Source organism: Yimella sp. cx-51 (assembly GCF_017654605.1).
In the GTDB taxonomy this organism is placed as follows: domain Bacteria; phylum Actinomycetota; class Actinomycetes; order Actinomycetales; family Dermatophilaceae; genus Yimella.
The window spans coordinates 1148324-1172461 of record NZ_CP072113.1 but is presented as its reverse complement, the minus strand read 5'-3'; the positions used below and the strand labels follow the sequence as shown (position 1 = coordinate 1172461).

The window sequence follows — 24138 nt, the reverse complement described above, 5'->3', positions numbered from 1 at the left end:
CGACGCCCCGCATCTCGCGGTTCGGCCGTCGTCGCCCGGAGGCGCGACTCGGAAGTCGACTGTTACATCGGCGAACAGCTCGCGCTTTGCGCGGCACTGCCCACGATGCCATCGGTGGAACGGGCTGATGCGCGCTCTCGCGGGGCACATCGTCTCGTGCTCTCGATGGGGCACGGCGCCGGTGTGGCGGACAGCGTGACCGTGAACGAGTATCGCACACCCTCTATCTGATCAACGGTGCACAGCACCTCACGTGCGGGTCGCGCGATTCAGTCGCGGGCAGCGAGCGGGTCGAGCAGTTGGGCGTCCTGGTCGAGCACGCCTTGCTCGAGCCGGGTGACCAGCGGCGAACGCTGTGGTTCGAACGCAGCAGCTTGCCGCAACGCGGTGAGGACGTCGTCGGGCCTGACAGCCGGGGTCGTGTGCTCCAGGGTCATCAGCAGTTGCGCACCCTGCACGTCGGCGTGGCGGATCGCAGACCGAACGTCGAAGGTGCGCGGCCCCGACTTCATCATGCGGGTCACCTCGACGCGTTCCTGCTGCATCAGCCTCAACACAGCACGTGCAAGTTCGCCGGAGGCCACGCCCTCGAACTCAAGCTTCCAGGAGCTGGCCTGCAGGCCGTCCGCGAGCGAACCCGCGCCGGCGACGACAACCCGGACGATGTCGAGTCCTTCCGGGAGGGCTTCGTCCAGCGCGACCCGCACCTGCTCGGGATCACACTCACGCTGCAGTGCGAGCTCGAAGAACTCCGCCTCGCTTGCGGTGCCGGTAGCCGCCGCGTTGGCGTAACTGATCCGTGGGTGCGGGTGGAATCCGGCCGAGAAGGCAATCGGGATCTGAGCTCGGCGGATCGCCCGCTCCAGCGCACGCTGGAAATCACGGGAGGAGGTGAAGCGCAGCCGGCCGCGCTTGGCGTACTGCAGACGGAGTCGCTGCACCACCGGTGCTGGTGGAGGACCCTCAGGAACGCGCTTGGCCATGGTCGACAACTGTAGGCCCTGGCAGCCGACGCCGCCGGACGACGAGGTGCCTGCTGCGACGAGCCGTCGGGCACTCCACCGGCCTGGGGCTTAGGGTCCGTGCAGTGAGGATGCTGCGCGGTGACGGTTCGCTGGTCGGGCTGCTGCTTCTGCTTCCCACTGCACTGGCGGGTCTGCTGCGTCGCAATGAGCTGCTGAACGGCGACGTGCTCTACGCGCTCGGCGGGCTGCGACACGCACTCGCCGGCGGGGTGCCATTCGATGAGATCTTCATCGCCCGCCCGTACACGTACAAGCTCGTGATGGGCCTGTTGCACCTCAGCGCACCGGCTGATTCAGCGGCGATCGACTACGCCACCCACCGACGCATCCTGCTGCTCAGCCTGCTCGCACTGCTCCTGGTGACGCTGCTGCTCTTCGTCGCCCTTCGTCGGTGGTCCTCCACCAGGTCCGCCGCGGTCGTCGCCAGCGCCGTCTCTGCGGCACTGGCGTTCGCGCCGAAATGGGATGTCTTGGAGCCCGACTGGGTGGCTGCCGTCGTTGCGGTCTGCGCCTTCGCGGCGGCTCTACTCCCCCGTGCCGAACGACTCGGGTGGATCCTCGGCGGCACCCTGCTGTGCCTCACTGCGACGATGAAACTCTCCACCGCTGCGTTCGCCGCGACCGTCGTGGTGCTGCTGTGGTTGGTCGATCGTCGCCGGGCAGTGGGCGCGGCTTTGGTCGGCACCTTCGTCTCGGGTGTGTGGTTCGTCCTGTACCGAATCGTCCAGCCGATCGAGTGGATGTGGTTCGGCGACCAGGCAGCGCTTGTGCACGACTCCCCCATCCACCGCATGCCCCGGCTCTCGGACCTGGGCGATCTGCTCTTCGCGCTGACCAACAAGTCGGTGGTGAGCCCTGTGCTGGTGGCTGGCCCAGCGGTGATCGCCCTCTACATGAGCGCCGCGACCACACGCGCGCAACGACGTGAACGCGCGCTCGTGAGCGCATTGCTGGTGGTGACCGCGTTGGCGAGCGGCTACGCGCAGGGCGAGTGGTTTCTCTATCACTTCGCCAATCTGCCGATTCTGGTCACCGGTCTGTGGGCGGTGCAGTTGGTTCGAGCGAATTCTCGGGTGCGGGCTGTGCTGCTCATCGGTCCGGCAGCCGTTGCCGTGGTCGCGGCGGCTGTGATGACCCAACCTCCGCTGGCAGCGGACGCAGCCAACACCTGGGTGACGATCGGCGTCTGGGTGAGTGCCCTCGGCATGGCGGTGCTTGCCGTGCGCTGGAGAGAATCGGGCAGCGCGTCGTCCCGTCGTGATCAGCCGGTGCGACCCGTGCTGCTCTGGGCGGCTCCTACCGTCGCCTGCCTCCTCGGGCTCGCGGGCACTCTGCCGGCCAGCACGCTGGCCTATTCAGGTGCGGTCAACGCCACCTCGACCGCGCGAGCGCCCTATCACGCGGACGCGCTCGCTACACTGCTGCGCTCGCGCAGCGCGGCTGTCGACCGGCTGACTTCCCGCCTCGGGGGTCCTGACGTCCCGGTGCTCTATCTCACCTATGGCGGGCGCACCGCGCTGCTGCCGTTCCCCGCGACCTGTGCGTATCCATCTCCGCAGTGGTTGCAGCGGGCCAGTAGGCACCCGTTCGTGACGACCATGGACAGTTACAGCGACAACTTCGACTGCGTGAGCGATCCGCGTCCGCGCTGGTTGATCGTGCAGTCGGACTGGATGGATCTGGACCACGCCCCGACCGCACTGCAGTCGGCCCTGCGCCAGCACTACGACTGCACGCGCAGCCTGCCCACCATCGTCGAAGACCTGGTGGTCTGCCCGCGACGCTGAGTCTCGACCGGGGCCGGTGAGACGGCCTTTGCGCAGCGACCTCGCTGGCTCGATACTTCGGCGATGCTGCGCACGTCCCGGATCCACCCTGCCTGGATCATCGCCGCCGTCACACTGCTGACGATGATGGGCTCGGCGGGCTTCCGGGCCGCTCCCGGCGTGCTGATGAACCCCTTGCACGACGAGTTCGGCTGGTCGATGGGCCTGATGGGCACGGCCGTCTCGATCAACCTCATCCTCTTCGGCCTCGTCGCCCCCTTCTCCGCGGCTCTCATGGAGCGGTTCGGGGTGCGCCCGGTCATGGTGTTCGCACTCGTGCTCATCGGCCTGGGATCGGTGCTGCCGCGCTGGATGACGCAGCCGTGGCAACTCATCGCGTGTTGGGGAGTCCTGATCGGCTTGGGCACCGGAGCCATCTCGATGTCATTGGTGGCCACCATCACCGGACGCTGGTTCGTCGAGCGCCGCGGACTGGTCTCCGGGGTGCTCAGCGCCGCCAACGCCACCGGGCAACTCGCCTTCCTGCCGGTGATGGCGTGGCTGTCGACCAACCAGGGGTGGCGTTCGGCCTCGACCACGATCGGTATCGCGTCGTGGTGTGCCGTGCCGCTGGTGCTGCTCTTCATGCGCAACCGCCCCGAAGACCTGGGGGTGCAGGCCTACGGCGCAGCCAAGGATGCTCCGCCGGCGTCCAAGCCGGTCGGCAACGCCGCCAAACTGGCAGTGACGACCCTGCGAGATGCGCTGCGGCACAGGGCTTTCTGGCTTCTCGCCGCCACTTTCGCGATCTGCGGTGCCAGCACCAACGGCCTGGTCGGCACCCACTTCATCCCGGCCGCGATGGATCACGGGATGGGCGAACAGGCTGCTGCTGGCCTCTTGGCCCTGGTCGGAATCTTCGACATCATCGGCACCATCGCCTCCGGCTGGCTCACCGACCGCTTCGACCCGCGGCTGTTGCTGGGGCTCTACTACTTCGGACGCGGGCTCTCACTCTTTGCGCTGCCGTCGCTCTTCGCCGATTCGGTGCAGCTGAACATGTTCGCGTTCATCCTCTTCTACGGACTGGACTGGGTGGCCACGGTGCCGCCGACGATGGCGTTGTGCCGACAGCATTTCGGTGACCGGGCACCGATCGTCTTCGGTTGGGTGTTCGCCAGCCACCAACTCGGCGCTGCCGTCACCGCGTCCTTCGCGGGATGGATCCGGGACGACCGCGGCACCTACGACATGGCTTTCTACATCGCAGGGGCACTGTGCATCATGGCCGCCGCCGTGTGTCCGACCATCGTGGCCAAGCGCACCAAGCTCACCGACCGTGACACCGAAGAAGTGCACAGCACCGTCGGTGAGCTGCAGGTCTGAGACCCTTCCTCGTTCGGCCCACACCTGGCATCAGCTGCTGGTTCAGGGCAGGACGCGTTGCACCGCGCGCACGACGAAGTCGACCGGTCCTTCCAACGGTCCGCGTCGCCACGGCTGCCATCGCACGACCGCGTGCCAGACCGCCGCGAGCACCATGGCGCCCAGTGACATCCCGACAACGTTCAGCCAGGTGTCGTCGCTCTTGCCAGGGTGGAGCACCCGGACGTAGTAGGCCAACCAGGCGATCTGCAGCACGTACATCGTCAGGGTCATCGCACCCGTCGTGGCCAGTACCCGCTCGAGGGCACCCGGTAGGGAGGGCGACCAACGCAGCACCACCGCACTGGCCAGCGCCGCCAGCACGCCGTTGAAGATCAGGCTCGCCGTCCGGCCGTCGTACGGCTCCAGCGCGAAGAGTCCTGCCTGGTTGAGCACGAACATGGCAGCCATTGCCAGTCCGGCCCCGAGGGCGAGCGGCATCAGCCAGCGCTGCCGATCACTGCGCAGCACGAAGTACCGCACCAGCAGCATGCCGGCGAAGGCCCACACCAGCATCGCTGCGACACGGTAATACGGGCCCGTGACCGTGAGTTCGTACATCCATGCGCGGGTGTGATGTCCGGTCATTGCCTGCCGTATCCAATCGGCGCGGAAGTGGTCCTGCAACCAGGGTGCTGACAGGGCCAGCGCGGCCGCGGCCGTCGCGAGCACCACCGAGGGCAGCGCGACGGTGAGCGCACACACCCAGGTCAGCACGCCGAGGAAGGCGAGCACGATGACGATGTGGGCGCCCCAGTCGTCGATGTACGCGGCGATTCCGATCAGGACGGCTCCTCGGATCGCGGACGCCGTCACGAACGAGGCCACCGAACGGCGCCGTGACCACGCCAGCGCACTGCCCATGCCGACCAGCATCGCGAAGAGCGCAGCGGTGAGAAATTCGGACAGCTGCGTCACCTTCTGAATCGGTGAGGCCGGGGCACAGTGCGCGACGAACATCGATACCAGCGCTACGAATCGAAGGACGTCGACCCGCAGGTCACGCTGCATCACGGGGCGCGGAATGGTTGTCGACACAGGCCGAATCAAACCACTGCTCGGGCCGGGTCAGACCACCGACAGCGGCAGCAGCTTCTTCCCGGTCGGGCCGATCTGGATCTCGGTGCCCATCTGCGGGCAGACACCGCAGTCGAAGCATGGCGTCCAGCGGCAGTCGTCGACCTCGGTCTCGTCCAGAGCGTCCTGCCAGTCGTCCCACAGCCATTCCTTGTCGAGGCCGGAGTCGAGGTGGTCCCAGGGCAACACTTCGGTCTCGCCCCGCTCGCGGGTGGTGTACCACGCGACGTCGACCGGGTATGCCTCCAGCGCCTGCTCGGCACAACGCATCCAGCGCTCGTAGGAGAAGTGCTCGCTCCATCCGTCGAACCGGCCACCATCGCGCCACACGGCCTCGATGATGCGGCCGACGCGGCGGTCACCGCGCGACAGCAGGCCTTCCACGATGCCGGGCTGACCGTCGTGGTAGCGCATGCCGATCGAGGAGCCGTACCGTTTGTCGGCGCGGATCGCCTCGCGCAACTTGGTCAGGCGTGCATCGGTCTCCTGCGCACCCAACTGCCCACACCATTGGAACGGGGTGTGCGGCTTGGGCACGAAGCCACCGATCGACACGGTGCAGCGGATGTCGCGTCGCCCGCTGACCTGACGTCCGGTCTCGATGACCCGCTTGGCGAGCTCGGCGATCTGCAGGACGTCCTCGTCGGTCTCGGTCGGCAGCCCGCACATGAAATAGAGCTTCACCTGGCGCCAGCCTGCGCCGTACGCGGCCGCGACGGTGTTGATCAGGTCGTCCTCGGTGACCATCTTGTTGATCACCTTGCGGATGCGCTCGGAGCCGCCCTCGGGAGCGAAGGTCAGTCCCGAACGACGTCCGTTACGGGTGAGTTCGTTGGCCAGGTCGATGTTGAAGGCGTCGACACGGGTCGACGGCAGCGAGAGGCCGGTCTGGGTGCCTTCGTAACGATCAGCGAGCCCCTTGGTGAGATCAGCGATCTCGGTGTGATCGGCCGAGCTGAGCGAAAGCAGACCAACCTCCTCGAATCCCGTTGCGGCCAAACCCTTTTCGACCATGTCGCCGATACCGGTGATGGAGCGCTCCCGCACCGGACGGGTGATCATGCCCGCCTGGCAAAAACGGCAACCGCGCGTGCAGCCGCGGAAGATCTCCACCGACATGCGCTCGTGGACCGTTTCTGCCAGAGGCACCAACGGCTGCTTGGGATAGGGCCACTCGTCGAGTTCCATGACGGTGTGCTTCGACACCCGCCACGGGACGCCCGGGGCATCGGGCGACGGAGCGACGCGCTTGATGCGGCCGTCGGGCAGGTAGTCGACCTCGTAGAAGGCCGGCACGTACACCCCGCCGGTGCGAGCCAGTCGCAGCAGGATCTCGCGGCGGCCACCGGGACGGCCCTCGGCCTTCCACTGGGCGATGTGCTTGGTGATCGCGAGCACCGCCTCCTCGCCGTCGCCGACCACGGCGGCGTCGATGAAGTCGGCAATGGGCTCTGGGTTGAACGACGCGTGACCGCCGCTGAGAACGATCGGGTCGTCATCGCAGCGGTCGGCAGCGTGCAGCGGAATGCCGGCAAGGTCGAGCGCCGTGAGCATGTTGGTGTAGCCGAGCTCGGTGGAGAAGGACAACCCGAAGACGTCGAACTCGCGGACGTTGCGGTGGGCGTCGACGGTGAACTGCGGCAAGCCGTGCTCGCGCAACTGCGCTTCCATGTCGGGCCACATCGCGTACGTGCGTTCGGCCAGCGCGTTCGGCTGCTCGTTGAGCACTTCGTAGAGGATCATGACGCCCTGGTTGGGAAGCCCGACCTCGTAGGCGTCGGGGTACATCAGTGCCCAACGCACGGTGAGCTCCTCACCGCCGGGGCCATGACCCCCGCAGTGCCAATCCTTGCTCTGGCTGTTCAACTCGCCACCGACGTACTGGATCGGTTTGGACACCTTCTCCAGCAACGGCTCGAGATCGTGGAAGAAAGACTCGCCAGACATGAACTCCAGAGTAGGTCAGTCGGCGGACCACGTCGAACATCTCAGGGCGTCTGCAGGCATCCATGGGGTCGAGCGGTAGCTGCGGGAACCGTGGAAGTGACGAAGGGCCCGTGCCGCCGGGGAGCGGCACGGACCCTTCGCGAGCGCAGATCAGTCTTGGTAGAGACCGTCCAGGTCGTCCTTGTACTTCTGCACCACAACTTTGCGCTTGAGCTTCAGGCTCGGAGTGATCTCGCCATCCTCGATCGACAGATCACGCGGCAGGATGATGAACCGCTTGATCTGCTCCCAACGGGACAGGCCGGAGTTGAGTTCGTCGACGTAACCCTGGACCATCGTGCGCACCTCGTCGGAGGTGACGATCGTCCGGTAATCGGCGTCCTTGAGTTCCTTGGAGTGAGCCTGGGCCCATTCCTTGATGGAGTCCTCGTCCAAGGTGATCAAGGCAGAGACGAACTTCCGACCGTCACCCTCGACCACCAGTTGTGAGGCGAAGGGGCAGATGCCCTTGAAGGTCGCCTCGATCTGGCTCGGCGCGACGTACTTGCCGTTGGAGGTCTTGAAGAGGTCCTTCTTGCGGTCGGTGATCCGCAGGTGGCCACGCGGGGTGAGCTCACCGATGTCGCCGGTGTGGAACCAACCGTCGGCCGTCAGCACCTCGGCCGTGACGTCGTCCAGACCGCGGTAGCCCTGCATCACGCCGGGGCCCTTGACGAGGATCTCGCCGTCTTCGGCGATCTTGACCTCGGTGCCGGGCAGCGGCCAGCCGACCGTGCCGGGAACGTTGGAGTAGGGACGGTTGACGAAGGTCGCCGCGCTGGTCTCGGTAAGGCCGTAACCCTCGAGGATCGGGATGCCCATGCCGTCGAACCACTTGGCGACGTCGTGGTTGAGCGCCGCCGAACCGGAGATGAAGAACTTGATGTTGCCACCGAAACGCTGACGGATCTTCTTGGCGATGATCGCGTCACCGATCTTGTGCTGCATCGAGGTGGCCAGGCCCAGCTTCTTGCCCTCGGCGTTCGCCGTCGAGACGCGGTCGGCGGTGCCGGAGTGCCAGTCGAACAGCTTGGCCTTCACGCCGCCCTCGTCGCGCATCATCATCGAGATGCGTCCGTAGACCTTCTCGAAGATGCGCGGAGCCGCGCCCATCCACACCGGCTTCACGATCGGGAGGTTCTCGACGATCTTGTCGACCCGACCATCGATCGCAGTGGTGAAACCGATCTGCAGCGGGAGCGTGAGGAGCACCTTGCCGAAGACGTGCGCCAAGGGCAGCCACAGGAAGGCCTTGTCGTCGGGGCCGAGCAGGTTGGTGGAGTCGACCGCGGCCGCCTCGTAGGTCCAGGCACGGTGCGGCAGGCGCACACCCTTGGGGCGACCGGTGGTGCCCGAGGTGTAGATGAGGGTGGCGAGGTCGGAGGGCTTGATCTTCTCGACGCGCTCCTCGATCGCTCCGGAGTGCTCGGCCAGGTAGGCAGCGCCCAGCTTTTCCAGTTCGTCCAGGGAGATCACCCAGTCGCCGTCCGACTTGCCGCCGAAGGTCACGACCTTCACGACCGAGGGGATCGCGTCACGGCCGTCGCGGAGAATCTGGTTGTGCTTCTCCTCCTCGGTGAAGACGACCTTGCTGGCGGAGTCGCTGACGATGAAGAGTGTGTCGTCGACCGTGGACGTCGGGTAGATCGTGGTGGTCGCGGCACCGGCGAGCATGATGCCGAGGTCGGTGATGGCCCACTCCACGCGGGTGGCGCTGGCGATCGAGACGCGGTCTTCCATCTCCACGCCGAGGCTCATCAGCCCGGCGGCGATGTTGCGCGCCCGTTCGTCGACCTGCTTCCAGGTGAGGCTGTGCCACTTCTCCTGCGCATCCGGGAATTCGAAAGCAGTGGTGTCAGGGGTCTTGGCGACTCGGTCGAGAAAGAGCGCGGCAACCGACGGTGCGGCGTTCTCGATGACTGAGTAGTCGGGCTTTTCGTCCTGCAGGGACATCAGGGGCATGGGTTGTTTCTCCTCCGTCGGGGCCGGGGTCCCGGTGTGTTCTCGGCCACATTACTTGTGCGTAGCGCCGGCTGAGGGCCTAACCCTGCAAATGGTCTCAATACAGGCGCCGCAGGCTCACCAGATGGACGTTTTCCAGCAGCCCGATCGCTGCCCAACAGGCGAACATGCTTGATCCGCCGTAGGAAACGAAAGGAAGTGGAAGACCGGTCACCGGCATGAGGCCGAGGTTCATGCCGACGTTCTCCAGGATCTGGAAGAGGAACCATCCGACGACACCGACGGCCACCAAGCGTCCGAACGAATCCTGGGCGCGACGGGCGATGAGAATGCTTCGGACGACGACGGTGCCGAGCAGGGCAACGACGATGGCCGCCCCGATGAAACCGAACTCCTCCCCCGCCACCGAGAAGACGAAGTCGGTCTGTTGGAACGGGATGAATCCGCCCTGGGTCTGACGGCCCTGGAAAAGACCCTCACCGGTCCAGCCACCCGAGCCGATCGCGATCTTCACCTGCCGTACCTGGTAGCCGATGCCCGTCGGATCGACGGACGGATCGGCGAAGGCGGTCAGCCGCGCGCGCTGGTAGGGGTCGAGCACGTCCGTGGTGAGCGCCACCAGCACACCGGCGGCCATGACGGTGAAGACAGCGGCCAACCACCAGCGCGACGCTCCGGCGACGGCCACCATGCTGATGCTCAGCATGACCAGCACCAGCGCCGATCCGAGGTCGGGCTGGGCCAGCACCAACAGGATCGGGACGCCCGCCACGAGCCAGGCGACCCACACGTCGCGGGTGGGCGGTGGAGCTCCTCGCTCACCACGCTCAGCGAGGATCATCGCCAAACCGACGCAGAGGGCGACCTTGGCCAGCTCGGCCGGTTGGATGGAGAAGCCGGGCACCTGGATCCACGAACGCGAGCCGTTGATCGTCGATCCCAGCGGGCTCAGCACGAGCACCAACCCGACGAGCGAGGCAAGGTAGACCCACGGGGCGAGCGCCCGGATGGCACGGAAGTCGGTGCGCATCACCAGCCAGGCCAGGCCCATGCCGACGCCGACATTGATCAGGTGCCGCACCAGGTAGCCGGTGCCGTTGGTGGCGCGGGTGGCCGACCAGACCAGCAGGGCGCCGATCAGGCACAGCGCACCAGCGGCGAGCAGCAGGCCCCAGTCACTGCGGGTCCACGACAGCTGGCGACGGTCGCGCGCGGTGGCCCAGCTCGGCGTCGTGGCCACGAGGTTCAGACGGAGGTCTGCGGGCAGATCTCGCGAGCGTGATCGACGTCCAGGGTCATCTGGTCGATCAGGGCATCGATGCCCTCGAACTTCACCGTGCCGCGTAGCCGTCGGACGAACTCGACGGTGACCACCTCGTCGTAGAGGTCGAGGTCGGTGCGGTCGATGACATAGGCCTCGACGGTGCGCTTGGTGCCGTCGAAGGTCGGGTTGGTGCCCACCGAGATCGCAGCCGGCATCCGGCGGTCGGGGTGACCGACCGGCACAGACGGACGAAGAAGGTATCCGGCGTACACACCGTCGGCCGGTACGAGGCCGGTGGAGTTCTGCGCAAGATTGGCCGTGGGGAAACCGAGTTCACGTCCGCGCTCGAAACCGTGCACCACCATGCCGGTGACGCTGTGCGGACGCCCGAGCACCTGTGCGGCTTCGGTGACATCACCCTCGGCGAGGGCCTGACGTACGAGGGTCGAGGAATACCGACGACCTTCGCCCACGTCGTCCAGCACCACGACCTCGAAACCGTAGGTCTGCCCGAGCTCGCGAAGGGTGTCGACGTCGCCGGAATTGCGCACCCCGAAACGGGTGTCCTTCCCGCAGGCGACCACCACCGCGTGGAGAGTGTCGACGAAGACTTCACGCACGAATTCCTCGGGGGTCATCGCCGCCAGTTCAAGGGTGAACTCCAGCACCAGCGTTGCATCGAGCCCCGCATCGGACAGGCCGACCAGACGAGTGGGCAGATCACACAGTTGCTCGGGTGCCTCATCGGGTCGCAGCACCGCGATCGGGTGGGGGTCGAAGGTCACCGCAACCGAGCGTGCGCCACGAGCGCGAGCCAGGTCGGTCACCCGCTCCAGCAGAGCCTGGTGGCCGCGGTGCACCCCGTCGAAGTTGCCCATGGTGACGACGGTCGGCCCCAGGTCGGCGGGCACGTCCTCCAGTCGGGTGAGCTCAAGCACGGCGGCAACTGTAGTGCGCCTGGCCGACCTGCCGCGCAGCGGTGACCGCTTGCGCCAACTCACTGGGCGAAGGACGCAGGGAAGACGACCAGCGACTTGGGGCGCTCACCGCTCTGGTCGAGCATCGCGACGAGGTCGTCGCCGGCGGCCGCGGCGACCACGGAGGAGTTCGGACCACCTGCCGGGAGGCGTTGCCCGTAGCGCAGCGTGCGAGCGTCCGCCTCGGAGAGTTCGCGCACAGGGAACTGATCGCGGGCAGCACGCGCCATCGGGATCACCTCCAGCGGTGCGCCACTTTCGTGGGCTGCGTTCAGCGCTTCCATGGTCGGCACACCGCTCAGGTCGAAGCGCCCCACTCGGGTGCGGCGAAGCGCGGTCAGATGGCCGCCAACTCCGAGAGCTGCACCGAGATCGCGGGCAAGTGCGCGGACGTACGTGCCCGACGAGACGTCGACTTCAACTTCAAGGTCAAGCACGCCCTTACCGACGTCCGGTCGTGGCGTGCTCGACATGAGGTCGAAGGAGTGCACGGTGATCGGGCGCGCCTTCAACTTCACCTCATCACCCCCGCGAACCTTCGCGTACGCCCGGTGTCCGTCGACCTTGATCGCGCTCACGGAACTCGGCACCTGCTGTATCTCTCCCGTCAGCCGGGTGATCGCGGCGGCCACGGCGTCGGTCGTGAGCTCGTGTGCCGGAGCGGAGGTCGTGACATCGCCCTCGGCGTCATCGGTGACGGTGCTTTGTCCCAGCCGGACGGTGGCGGTGTAGGTCTTGTCGCATCCCACCAGGAAGGTGAGGAGTTTCGTGGCGCGGTTGACGCCGAGCACGAGTAACCCGGTGGCCATCGGGTCGAGGGTGCCGGCGTGGCCAACACGTCGGGTGCCGGCCAACCGGCGGGTGCGGGCCACCACGTCATGACTGGTCCAGCCGGAGGGCTTGTCGACCAGCAGTAGCCCGTCGGGCGTCACTGGTCTTCGTCGTCCTGCGCTGCCGGCTTGCGATACGGGTCGGCATCACCGGCGTACTGCGCGGAGCCGGTGGTGCGGGCGAGTTCGGCATCGCGTTCGCGGGCCGCCGCCAGCGCCGCCTCGATGTTTGCTGCGCCTTCGGGGATCGCGTCCGGAATGAACTCCAGCGACGGCGTCAGACGAATGCCCAGGCCCTTGCCGACGGCGGAGCGGATGCGGCCGCGGTTGGCCTCTAGGGCTGCAGCGGTGTCAGCGCGCTCCCTGTCATCGCCGAAGACGGTGTAGAAAACGGATGCGTGCTGCAGGTCACCGGTCACGCGGACGTCGGTGACGGTCAGGAAGCCGAGGCGTTCGTCCTTGACCCGGTGCTCGATGTGCTGCGCCACCAGGAACTTGATGCGTTCGGCAATCTTTCGTGCGCGTGCGGGATCAGCCATGGGAGCCAATCTACCTGTGCACGACCGGTGCCCAGCAGGTGCCGAGGGTGATCCGGCTCGCCCTCCGAGCCTTCCGAATCCAGCTCGGACGATGCCCAGCCGGACGCTTGGCTGTTGACAGCTTCCTGACAGGTGCCCTTTCCAGGATCGGAGCGTCACTCACGCACCGGGACCAGTCCTGGTCCGACCAAGGAAGGGAAACAGAAATGGCACATCGCAAACTTCTCGCGGCGGTGTCACTCGCCGCGATCGGCGCCGTCGGGGTGGGAGGTGCCGCAGCAGCCAACGCAGCCGGCGGAACCAGCTCGACGTCTTCGGCGACGAACTCGACCAGCACGCAGGACGGTCAGACCGGCAAGGACGGTAAGGACGGAAAGGGCGGTCACGAGCACGCCGCCGTGACCGGCACCGAAGCCACCAACGTCAAGAACGCCGTCACCGCGAAGTACTCCGGCATCACCATCACCGAAGTACGCAAAGACCCCGACGGCACTTACGACGTCCTGGCCACCAAGTCCGGCAACCGCGTGATGTACGAGGTCAGCAAGGACCTGAAGACCATCAGCGAGCGCACCGGTGGCGGCCCGCGTGGCGATCACGGTGGACGCGGAGGCAAGGGCGGACCCGGCGGCAAAGGCCACCACGCCCACACCGCCGTGACCGGCACCGAAGCCACCAACGTCAAGAACGCCGTCACCGCGAAGTACTCCGGCATCACCGTCACCGAAGTACGCAAAGACCCCGACGGCTCCTACGACGTCCTGGCCACCAAATCCGGCAACCGCGTGATGTACGAGGTCAGCAAGGACCTCAAGACCATCAGCGAGCGCACCGGCGGCGGCCCGCGTGGCGACAAGGGACCGGATGCTCCGGCTCCGAACGCGAGCAGCTCGGCGACCGCCGGCGCCTCGGCGTGACCGGACGCTGATCGGGCGCTGATCGGGCGCTGAGCGACCCGACCGACGACGAACCCCTGTCCGATTCCCCGATCGGTCAGGGGTTCTCACTCAGCTCTTTACGGCAACGATGAGGTCGCGATCGATCGAGGCGTCGACGCGGTGCCGGAATTCATCGAGCAGTGCGTCCTGCACGGTCAGGTCGTGCTGTTGCAGCACCAGCGCCAGGTCGTCCGTCGCTGCGACGTGCCGGTTGTACGACAAGCCGATCGCCCCTCCGGTGCGCAGCGTGCGCATCCAGCTGGGCAACGCGCGGTCGATGAGTTCGAGAGGGCGACGTGACAACCGGTCGCCGTGCGAACCGTGCTGCACGCCGTACGGGGTGTCGGTGACGATGACGTCGACACTCGCGGCACGCACCAGGCCGTCCAGATCGCAGGTGTCGGTGTTGAGGTAGCGCACCCGATGGGTCTCCCCGGCCTTGAACGCCTCCTTCGTGGGCCCGACCTCCAGCGTGAACTCCCGGCCGCGAGCGCGACCTCCGGTCGTGCTGGCGCCGCGGTCCATCGTGTGCTTCAGCCGGTGGGTCTGCACCCATGTCTTCAAGAACGCGGCGTAGGTGTCGTAGTCCTTGCGGTCGAGGTCGACGCCGATGGTGTCGTAACCGGCGAGCAGCGCGATGTTGAGTGTGGTGCCCCGTCCACACATCGGGTCCATGACGTCGAGTTCGCCGCTCAACCAGCGTTCGGGACGTTTGGTCGCGGTTGCTGTCACATTGAGCAAAAGACGGGTCCACTGTCCGTTCGTCTTGCCCTGGTACTTCTGGATCGTCACCAGGTCGCTGGGGTAGAACTGCCTGCGCTGCAACGGAATCGGACGCAGCAACTCTCCTTCCGGCTGGAAGATGGCGAAGGTCGCGGAGAGGTTCGACAACGCCGCGATCGCCGCAGGAGACTCGGTGGTGACGTGCAGGTAGTCGACGCCGGCCAGTTGCTCAACACCCACCTGCACCGGTCCACCAGTTCCCGCGAGCACGGCCTGCGCTTCGGCCCTGGCCAATCGCGGTGCGGCATCGGCGTACACACGGTTTGCGGATGCTGCCAGCAGCACCAGGTATTCACTCACCCGTCCACGCTACCGGCGGGTCGGGATACGCCGCAGACACACTGCTGATCACGACCCGAGCGGTCCCCCGCGATGGCCGCGACACTCGCATGCACTTTGCTACTCGCCGGTCGGGTGCGAAGGATGCCAATGTGTGAGGGTGTTCACGCGCATCGCCATCGTCAATCGGGGTGAGGCTGCCATGCGCCTCATCCACGCCGTCCGCGACCTCAACGCTGCAGCAGGGCCCGATGGGCTGCGCATCGAGACCGTTGCGTTGCACACCGATGGTGAGCGACGGGCCATGTTCGTGCGCGAGGCCGATCATGCGTACAACCTCGGCCCGGCATCCGCCCGGCCCTATCTCGACTACGCCGTACTCGAGCGGGCGCTGACCGAGACCGGCGCGGACGCCGCGTGGGTCGGCTGGGGATTCGTGGCCGAAGACCCGCAGTTCGCGCAATTGTGCGAGCGCATCGGCGTCACCTTCATCGGCCCGAGCGCGGACGCGATGCGCAAGCTCGGCGACAAGATCGGCTCGAAGCTGATCGCCGAGGAGGCGGGCGTGCCCGTTGCTCCATGGAGCCGCGGAGGCGTCGACACCCTTGAGGACGCCAAGACCGCTGCGGAGCAGATCGGTTACCCGCTGATGCTGAAGGCGACGGCCGGCGGCGGCGGACGCGGCATCCGCAAGGTCACCAGCGAGGATGAACTCGTCGAGGCATACGAACTCACTCGGGACGAAGCCCAACGCGCCTTCGGCTCGGGCGTCGTCTTCCTCGAGCGCCTGGTCACCGGAGCCCGCCACGTCGAGGTGCAACTCATCGCCGACTCGCACGGCACCGCGTGGGCACTCGGGGTGCGCGACTGTTCCGTGCAGCGACGCAACCAGAAGGTGATCGAGGAGTCGGCCTCGGCCGTCCTGGATGACGAACAGACCGCGGAGCTGAAGGCCAGCGCCGAACGACTGGCGCTGGCGGTCGGCTACTGCGGCGCCGGAACCGTGGAATTCCTCTACCACCCGAGCGAGCGCTTCTTCGCTTTCCTGGAGGTCAACACCCGGTTGCAGGTGGAGCACCCCATCACCGAGGTCACCACTGACACCGACCTGGTGAAGCTGCAGCTGCTCGTAGCCTCGGGTGGACGTCTGGAAGGCCCGAAACCGCAAGAGCTCGGCCATGCCGTCGAGGCCCGCCTCAATGCCGAGGACCCAGACCGCGATTTCGCTCCGGCGCCGGGCCGCATCTCCCGCCTGGAGTTCCCCAACGGCCCTGGAATCCGTGTCGACACCGGTGTGGCAGAGGGCGATTCGATTCCGGCTGACTTCGACTCGATGATCGCCAAGATCATCGCCCGAGGCCGCGACCGTGATGAAGCACTCGCCCGGCTGCGCCGAGCGATGGCCGAGACCACGGTCGTGATCGACGGCGGCGCCACCAACAAGAGTTTCGTGCTCGACCTGCTCGACGCACCGGAAGTGATCGATGGTTCGGCCGACACCGGTTGGATCGATCGGGTGCGCGCGCAGGGCGGCCTGGTCACCCATCGCGGCAGCGGCATCGCGCTCGTCGCCGCAGGCATCGAGGCCTACCTCATCGAGGAGGCGGTCGAGCAGACGCGCCTGATCGAGACCGCGCACGGCGGACGTCCGCAGGTGCAGCATTCCGGGCGGGCGGTCGACGTCAAGCTCCGCGGCGCCTCGTACAAGGTGAGCGTGACCCGCATCGGGTCCGACCTCTTCCGGGTGCTGGTCACCGGCGACGGCACCGACTCCGAGGTCGAGGTGCGGCTCGACCGCATCGACGAGCATCACAGCCGCCTCAGCGCGGGCGGTCGCACCTATCGGCTCGTGACCGCCACGCACGGCCCGGTGCAATTGGTGGAGGTCGACGGCATCACCCACCGCGTCAGCCTCGACGAGGGTGGCGTGGTGCGCTCCCCAGCGCCGGCACTCGTGGTGGCCACCCCGGCCTTGGTCGGCGCCGAGGTCGCCGCGGGGGCGCCGGTCATCGTCCTGGAATCGATGAAGATGGAAAGCCGTCTGCTGGCTCCTTTCAAGGCACGCATCAAGGAAATGCTGGTGTCAGTCGGCAGCCAGGTGGAGACCGGCGCACCGCTCATCCGCCTGGAGCCGATCGGCGACGAGGAGGAACTGCCGCAGGAGGCAGCGAACTCCGGGATCGATCTCGAACTACCGAGCCTCACCGAGCCGTCCGACCCGCGAGTGCGCGCCGACCAGTTGCGCGGTGATCTCCAGGCGATCCTGCTCGGCTTCGACATTGACCCCCGCGTCGACACCGGCACCCTTGCGGGCTATCTCCAGCAGCGCGATGCGTTGGTGGCGCAGGGCAGTTCGCCGGTCGAGGCCGAACTCGACCTCATCGAGACCTTCGCCGATCTCGCGGAACTCTCGCGCAACCGCCCGCGCGGCGACGACCTGCACGTGGAGAATCGCGTGCACAGCCCGCGCGAGCACTTCCACACCTACCTGCAGAGTCTGGACGCCGATCGAGCCGCGCTACCCACCGACTTCCGGCAGAAGCTGCAGCGGGTGCTGGGGCACTACGGTGTCACCGAACTCGACCGCACCCCGGAACTGGAAGCCGCGGTGTTCCGGATCTTCCTGGCCCAGCAGCGCTCCGGCCCGGAGGCCGAGGCGATCTCGGCTCTGCTGCGACGCTGGCTGGCCGAGCCGGCCCCGGCCGAGCCGTTGGCGACGCGGGTTCGCGAGTCGCTGGACCACCTCGTGCGTGCCACCCAGCTGCGTTTCCCCCACGTGGGTGAACTGGCCCGCAGCGTCCAGTTCCGCTGGTTCGACCAGCCGCTGGTCGATGCCGAACGACGCAGCGTGCTCGACGGAGTCGGCGAAGAGGTGGCTGCGATCGAGGGCATGCCGCCGGGCGCCGACCGCGAGGAGCGCACTGACACGCTCGCTGCGATCCCGGAGCAGCTCGTGCAGTTCCTCGGCGCTCGGCTGCAGGGCGAGCAATTGCCCACCGACGAGCCGATGCTCGGGGTGCTGGTCAAGCGTCACTACCGCGAATACGATCTGCGCAACTTCACCGAGAAGATCGTCGGATCAGGCACTGCCGCAAGGCCTTTCGCCACCGCGGGGTACACCCTGGACGATCGTCGGACGCACCTGGTCAGCACGATCGGCCGGGTCTGCGAACTCGTCGCAGACAGCCCCTTGGTCGAGCAGATCAGCGGCGAACTCGCCGCCGCTCCGGAAGTTCACCAGGGCGTGCTCGACCTCTACCTGGCGTGGCCGCAGATGCCGCAATCAGCTGGGGATGCCAGCGCGGAACTGCTGCGTCTGCTCAACCAACTACCGCTCACCCACCAGGTGCGTCGCATCGCCATCGCAGTCTCGGCCGGTAGTGGTCGTCCGATCGGATACTTCACCTTCCGCGCCCGGCCGGACGGTTCGGTGATCGAGGACGACCTCGTGCGCGGCATGCACCCGATGGTGGGGCGTCGCCTCAACCTGTGGCGACTGCGACAGTTCGCCATCACCCGCCTGGAGGCCCCCGAAGACGTCCTGCTGTATCGCGCTGTCGCAGAACGCAATCCGTCCGATCAGCGCTTGATTGCTCTGGCCCAGGTGCGCCAGCTCGCAGTGCTGCGCGACGACGCCGGCGAAGTGACGGGCCTGCCCCACGTCGAGCGCGCGATCGCCAACTGCATGGAGGCGATCCGGCGCGCCCGCACCGCGGCAAGCTCCGGCTCCGCCCGGCTCGACCTCAACGAGGTGTGGGTGCAGATCTGGCCGGAGATCGACGCCGACATCACCCAACTCACCCCGCTGAAGGACAAGATCGCCCCGATGACCGCGGGCGCAGGAGTGTCCGAGGTGTCGGTCGGCGGCACGGTGCGTTTCGGCGACGACAGCGTCGGACCACTGGTGGCCCGGTTCGCCTATCAGCCCGGATCCGGAGTGGTGGCCAACCTCGAGCCGGCTCCCACCGAGGAACTACGTCCGCTGGACGACTACGCGCAGAAGGTCGTCCAGGCCCGTCGGCGTGGGGTGGTCTACCCCTACGAACTGCAGGCGATGATCGCTGGCGCCGGTGGCTCCGCGGTGGAGTACGACCTCGATGACGACGGGGTGTTGACCCCGGTTGCCCGCCCGTACGGGCACAACACCTCCGGAATGATCGTCGGTGTCATCACCACACCGACCGATCGCTACCCCGAAGGCATCCGTCGTGTACTGCTGTGCGGCGATCCGCTCCGTTCGCTCGGCGCACTGAGTGAGCAAGAATGTGTGCGAGTGATCGCCGCGCTCGACCTCGCCGAATCCCTCGGGCTGCCGGTCGAGTGGTTCGCCATCTCCGCCGGCGCCCGCATCTCGATGGAGTCGGGCACCGAGAACATGGACTGGGTGGCCAAGGCGCTCAAGCGGATCGTGGAGTTCACCCAAGGCGGCGGTGAGATCAACATCGTCGTGGCGGGCATCAACGTCGGCGCGCAGCCGTACTGGAATGCCGAGGCCACCATGCTCATGCACACCAAGGGCATTCTGGTGATGACCCCGGAGAGCGCCATGGTGCTGACCGGTAAGCAGTCACTCGACTTCTCCGGGGGTGTTTCGGCCGAGGACAACTTCGGCATCGGCGGGTACGACCGCGTGATGGGCCCGAACGGTCAGGCGCAGTACTGGGCCTCCGATCTGGCCGACGCGCTGTCGATCCTGATGACGCACTACGACCACACCTACATCGCTCCGGGCGAGAAGCGGCCGCGGCGTGCCAAGACCAGCGACCCCTCCGACCGCGATGTCACGGTCTACCCGCACGTGGCCGAAGACTCCGACTTCACCACCGTCGGCGACATCTTCTCCAGTGCCACCAACCCCGACCGCAAGAAGCCGTTCGACATCCGTACGGTGATGCGCGCGGTGGCCGACCAGGACCACCACACGCTCGAACGCTGGGCCGGAATGGCGGACGCCGACACCTCTGTGGTGTGGGACGCCCACCTCGGCGGCATCCCGGTGACCCTGCTCGGTATCGAGTCGAAATCCGTTGCGCGCCGGGGCTTCCCGCCCACCGACGGCCCGGACGTCTACACCTCGGGCACGCTCTTCCCCAAGTCGTCCAAGAAGACGGCACGGGCGATCAACGCGGCCAGCGGCGTGCGTCCGGTGGTCGTGCTGGCCAACCTCAGCGGCTTCGACGGCTCACCGGAGTCGATGCGCAATCTGCAGCTGGAGTACGGCGCTGAGATCGGCCGGGCCATCGTCAACTTCGAGGGCCCGATCGTCTTCTGTGTGATCTCCCGCTACCACGGTGGCGCGTTCGTGGTCTTCTCCAAGGCACTCAACCCCAACATGACCGTGCTGGCCGTCGAGGGTTCCTTCGCCTCGGTGATCGGTGGCGCGCCGGCTGCCGCCGTGGTCTTCACCCGCGACGTCGACGGCCGCACCGCTGCCGACCCGCGGGTCGCCGACCTGGTCGCCCGCATCGCCGCAGCCACCGACGACACTGAGCGCGCCGCGCTCACCGTGGAGTTGGAGCAGACCCGCCGCGACGTGCGCAGCGAGAAGCTGGGCGAGGTGGCCACCGAGTTCGACCGCGTGCACAACATCCACCGTGCCGTCGAGGTCGGATCGGTCGATGAGGTCATCGCCCCGGAGGCTTTACGCCCAAAGATCATCCATGCGCTCGAGTTGGCCTTCGACAGCTGACCTGCACAGCGGTGGAGCCGACCTCGCGGCCGCCCCACCTCACAAACCGGACGCAAATCACACGTTTCAGTCCAAGAAACGTGTGATTTGCGTCCGGTTTGTGGCCTCCGGCGCCGACCAGCAGGTGAGGCAGCCGTCCACGAACTTCAGACAGCAAAGCGCCGCCCCACCTGTTGGTGGGGCGGCGCCTTACGTCGATCTGGCGATCAGCTGCGGGGCTTCTCGCGCATTTCGTAGGTGGCGATGAGGTCGCCCAACTGCAGGTCGTTGTACGACCCGAGGTTGATACCGCACTCGAAGCGCTCGCGGACCTCGGTGACGTCGTCCTTGAACCGGCGCAGGCCGGCGATCTCGACGTTCTCGGCCACGACCACGCCGTCGCGGGTGATCCGCGCCTTCGTGCCGCGCTTGATCTCGCCCGAGCGGACGATCGAACCGGCGATGTTGCCGAACTTGGACGACCGGAAGATCTCGCGGATCTCCGCCGTGCCCAGCTCGACCTCTTCGTACTCCGGCTTGAGCATGCCCTTCAGCGCCGCCTCGAGCTCCTCGATGGCCTGGTAGATCACCGAGTAGTAGCGGATCTCAACGCCTTCCTTGTCGGCGTACTCCGCGTTCTGACCCTCGGCTCGCACGTTGAAGCCGATGATCACTGCGTTGGAGGCCACCGCAAGGTTGATGTTGTTCATCGTGATCGCACCGACGCCGCGGTCGATGATGCGCAGGTCGACCTCGTCGCCCACGTCGATCTGCATGAGCGCGTCCTCCAAGGCTTCGACCGAACCCGACACGTCACCCTTGAGGATGAGGTTGAGGGTCTCGACCTTGCCCGCGGCGAGCGCGTCGTTGAGGTCTTCCAGGCTGATGCGCTTGCGGGCCTTGGCCAGGCTCGCCTGACGGTCAGCAGCTTCACGCTTCTCGGCGATCTGGCGAGCCGTGCGGTCGTCCGGAGCCACGATGAAGGTGTCACCAGCGCGCGGCACGGAGGCCAGACCCATCACGAGCACCGGACGCGACGGACCAGCCTCCTGCAGGTTGTTGCCGTGCTCATCGAGCATGGCACGCACACGACCGTGCGCCGTACCGGCAACGATCGCGTCACCGACCCGCAGCGTGCCCGACTGCACCAGCACGGTCGCGACCGCACCGCGACCACGGTCGAGGTTGGCCTCGATCGCGACACCACGGGCGTCCTTGTCCGGGTTGGCGCGCAGGTCGAGCGCGGCGTCCGCGGTCAGCAGCACCGCCTCGAGCAGCTGGTCGATGTTCTCGCCCTGCTTGGCCGAGACGTTGACGAACATCGTGTCGCCGCCGTACTCCTCAGCGATGAGGTTGTACTCGGTCAGCTGCTGACGGATCTTGTCGGGGTTGGCGCCCGCGACGTCGATCTTGTTGACCGCCACCACGATCGGCACGTCGGCCGCCTGGGCGTGGTTCAACGCCTCGATCGTCTGCGGCATGACACCGTCGTCGGCTGCGACTACGAGGATCGCGATGTCGGTCACCTTCGCACCACGTGCACGCATGGCGGTGAACGCCTCGTGACCCGGGGTGTCGATGAAGGTGATCGGACGGTCTTGGCCCTCGTGCTCCTTGTGCACCTGGTAGGCACCGATGTGCTGGGTGATGCCGCCCTCTTCGCTGGCACCGACGTCGGCGTTGCGAATGGCGTCCAACAGGCGCGTCTTACCGTGGTCGACGTGACCCATGACGGTCACGACGGGCGGACGCGGCTGCAGGTCTTCGTCACCCTCGCCCTCAGCCTCTGCTTCGAGGTCGATGTTGAAGGCGCTGAACAGCTCCTTCTCCTCGTCCTCGGGCGAAACGACCTGGACGTCGTAACCGAGCTCGCTGCCGAGCAGCTTGAAGGTGTCTTCGTCGAGCGACTGGGTGGCCGTTGCCATCTCACCGAGGTGGAAGAGCACCGTCACCAGCGACGCCGGGTTGGCGTCGATGCGGTCGGCGAAGTCGGTCAGCGATGCACCGCGGCGCACGCGGACGACGGTGCTGCCGTCGCCGCGAGGAACCGTGACACCACCGATCGACGGTGCCTGCATCTGCTCGAATTCCTGGCGCTTGGCGCGCTTGGACTTACGGCCGCGGACCTTTCCGCCGCCTCGACCGAATGCACCCTGCGTGCCACCGCGGCCACCGGGACGGTTGCCACCGCCACCGGGACGACCGGCGAAACCACCGGGACGACCACCTGCGCCGGGTCCGCCGCCGGGGCCACCACGGCCACCGGCGCCACCACGTGCCGGACGGTCACCGGGGCGACCGATCGCGGAACGCTCCGGCATCATGCCGGGGCTGGGGCGAGCTCCACCTGCGGGACGCGGGCCACCGGGACCACCAGCGCCACCGGGACGCGGACCGGCCGGACGCGGGCCGGCAGCTCCACCGGTGCCACGCGCTGCAGCCGGACGCGGCATGCCCTGGCTCGGCGCGAAGGGGTTGTTGCCCGGACGAGCCGGAGCTCCCGAGCGCATGCCCTGGCTGGGCGCGAACGGGTTGTTGCCCGGACGCGGTGCACCCGGACGTCCGCCACCGGCGCCGCCGGGACGACCGGCCGGACGGCCACCGTCGCGACCATCGCCACGTCCGCCTTCGCGCGGAGCGCTCTCGCGGGCAGCCGGAGCTGCCGGTCGAGCACCCGGCTTGGGAGCAGCAGAGCCCGGACGGGCCGACGCTGCCGGCTTGTCCGCTGCGGGAGCTGCCGGAGCGGCCGGCTTCTCAGCCGCAGGGGCAGGCGCCGGTGCGGGAGTTGCCGCCTTCGCCGGTGCCGGAGCAGGTGTCGCGGCCTGCGGGGTCGCAGCCGGCTCAGCCGGAGCGGCGGCAGGCCTGGGGCCCGGACGCGGTCCAGCGCTGCCAGGGGTAGCGGCAGCCTTCTTCGCTGCGGGCTTGGGGGCTGCGGGCGCAGCTGGTGCCTCGTCGGCCTTCTTGGCCGACGGCGGCGGGTTTTCCTTGATCTTGCGAACGACCGGAGCTTCGATGGTCGAGCTCGCCGTCTTGACGAATTCTCCTTGCTCCTTCAGGTACGCAAGGAGTTCTTTGCTCTCGATCCCGAGCTCTTTGGCGAGCTCGTGAACTCGGACCTTTGCCACACTTCTCCTTCGAGGATTGCGACGGTCCGAGCGCGGAAGAACCGCGAGCGGAACCGTCAGTAGAGGGTGATGCTCATCGCTGAGTACTCATCGGGTGCTCATCAGCGTCAAACCCGCTTTCGGTTCTTTTCCAGGCCCTCGTCACCGGTTGGTGACTCGGGGTCTTGCTGGTCACGCCACTGCTCGAGCAGCGAGGTGTCCACAGGGACCGACAGGCGCAGGGCCCGTCCGAATGCACGACGCACGATTGCGCGTTCGAGGCACTGACCGGACGCATGCACCCAGGCTCCCCTACCGGGCAGATCACGACGTTCGTCGACCACGACCTGCCACCGAGATGGCTGGTCGGACCGGGCGATCGCCACAACCCGCACCAACGCAGACGGCTCGTCTCGCGTCCGGCATCCCACACACGTCCGTTTCAGGGCGTGAGACTCCTTGCCCAGCTTCGTGCCGGAGCCAGATTCTCGGGACTTTCGGGTCATACGAGCAGA

General features: G+C 67.1%; 15 protein-coding genes. 4 read left to right on the top strand and 11 right to left on the bottom strand.

The features are described 5' to 3' along the window. Positions 1-269: 269 nt before the first annotated feature. Positions 270-983 (bottom strand): TIGR03936 family radical SAM-associated protein, encoded by a 714-nt coding sequence (locus J5M86_RS05525; protein WP_188060218.1) that lies wholly within the window; start codon positions 981-983, stop codon positions 270-272. Positions 984-1087: 104 nt separating this feature from the next. Here J5M86_RS05525 and J5M86_RS05520 point away from each other — a divergent pair, with 104 nt between their 5' ends. Both J5M86_RS05520 and J5M86_RS05515 read left to right on the top strand, forming a co-directional pair. Further along, entirely contained in the window at positions 1088-2812 is a 1725-nt protein-coding gene (locus J5M86_RS05520) for a hypothetical protein (protein WP_188060217.1), read from the top strand. 63 nt (positions 2813-2875) lie between these two features. Further along, positions 2876-4177 carry an MFS transporter gene (locus J5M86_RS05515; RefSeq protein ID WP_188060216.1) on the top strand — a complete coding sequence of 434 codons (1302 nt, stop codon included), beginning with the start codon at positions 2876-2878 and terminating at the stop codon, positions 4175-4177. 42 nt (positions 4178-4219) lie between these two features. Here J5M86_RS05515 and J5M86_RS05510 read toward each other — a convergent pair whose 3' ends face one another. The 7 genes from J5M86_RS05510 to rbfA all read right to left on the bottom strand — a co-directional run bounded on the left by J5M86_RS05510 (position 4220) and on the right by rbfA (position 12851). Continuing rightward, positions 4220-5230: a hypothetical protein gene (locus tag J5M86_RS05510; RefSeq protein WP_188060215.1), complete on the bottom strand. Its 1011-nt coding sequence runs from the start codon at positions 5228-5230 to the stop codon at positions 4220-4222. 54 nt (positions 5231-5284) lie between these two features. After that, positions 5285-7240: a TIGR03960 family B12-binding radical SAM protein gene (locus tag J5M86_RS05505; RefSeq protein ID WP_188060214.1), complete on the bottom strand. Its 1956-nt coding sequence runs from the start codon at positions 7238-7240 to the stop codon at positions 5285-5287. A gap of 150 nt (positions 7241-7390) precedes the next feature. Further along, the gene (locus J5M86_RS05500; RefSeq protein ID WP_188060213.1) at positions 7391-9241 is read right to left on the bottom strand and encodes a long-chain fatty acid--CoA ligase; all 1851 of its coding nucleotides are present in this window, start codon (positions 9239-9241) and stop codon (positions 7391-7393) included. 97 nt (positions 9242-9338) lie between these two features. Further along, positions 9339-10481, bottom strand: coding sequence for a rod shape-determining protein RodA (gene rodA / locus J5M86_RS05495; RefSeq protein WP_188060212.1), 1143 nt, complete (start codon positions 10479-10481; stop codon positions 9339-9341). A gap of 5 nt (positions 10482-10486) precedes the next feature. Next, positions 10487-11443, bottom strand: coding sequence for a bifunctional riboflavin kinase/FAD synthetase (locus J5M86_RS05490; protein WP_188060211.1), 957 nt, complete (start codon positions 11441-11443; stop codon positions 10487-10489). Positions 11444-11502: 59 nt separating this feature from the next. Further along, positions 11503-12414: a tRNA pseudouridine(55) synthase TruB gene (gene truB / locus J5M86_RS05485; RefSeq protein WP_188060210.1), complete on the bottom strand. Its 912-nt coding sequence runs from the start codon at positions 12412-12414 to the stop codon at positions 11503-11505. Beyond that, positions 12411-12851: a 30S ribosome-binding factor RbfA gene (gene rbfA / locus J5M86_RS05480; RefSeq protein ID WP_188060209.1), complete on the bottom strand. Its 441-nt coding sequence runs from the start codon at positions 12849-12851 to the stop codon at positions 12411-12413. Before rbfA ends, truB begins: the two co-directional genes overlap by 4 nt. Before the next feature lie 206 nt (positions 12852-13057). Here rbfA and J5M86_RS05475 point away from each other — a divergent pair, with 206 nt between their 5' ends. Next, on the top strand, positions 13058-13768 hold the full coding sequence (locus tag J5M86_RS05475) for a hypothetical protein (protein ID WP_188060208.1): 711 nt from the start codon (positions 13058-13060) through the stop codon (positions 13766-13768). A 90-nt stretch (positions 13769-13858) separates the two neighbouring features. Here J5M86_RS05475 and J5M86_RS05470 read toward each other — a convergent pair whose 3' ends face one another. Then, complete coding sequence (locus J5M86_RS05470) at positions 13859-14872, bottom strand: TRM11 family methyltransferase (RefSeq protein WP_188060207.1); 1014 nt, start codon at positions 14870-14872, stop codon at positions 13859-13861. Positions 14873-15011: 139 nt separating this feature from the next. On the opposite strand from J5M86_RS05470, the gene J5M86_RS05465 reads away from it, so the two are divergent. Beyond that, on the top strand, positions 15012-20540 hold the full coding sequence (locus J5M86_RS05465) for a carboxyl transferase domain-containing protein (protein WP_188060373.1): 5529 nt from the start codon (positions 15012-15014) through the stop codon (positions 20538-20540). 206 nt (positions 20541-20746) lie between these two features. On the opposite strand, the gene infB is transcribed toward J5M86_RS05465, so the two are convergent. Next, on the bottom strand, positions 20747-23644 hold the full coding sequence (infB, locus tag J5M86_RS05460) for a translation initiation factor IF-2 (RefSeq protein WP_188060206.1): 2898 nt from the start codon (positions 23642-23644) through the stop codon (positions 20747-20749). A 107-nt stretch (positions 23645-23751) separates the two neighbouring features. Then, positions 23752-24129: a YlxR family protein gene (locus tag J5M86_RS05455; RefSeq protein ID WP_188060205.1), complete on the bottom strand. Its 378-nt coding sequence runs from the start codon at positions 24127-24129 to the stop codon at positions 23752-23754. Positions 24130-24138 lie beyond the last annotated feature (9 nt).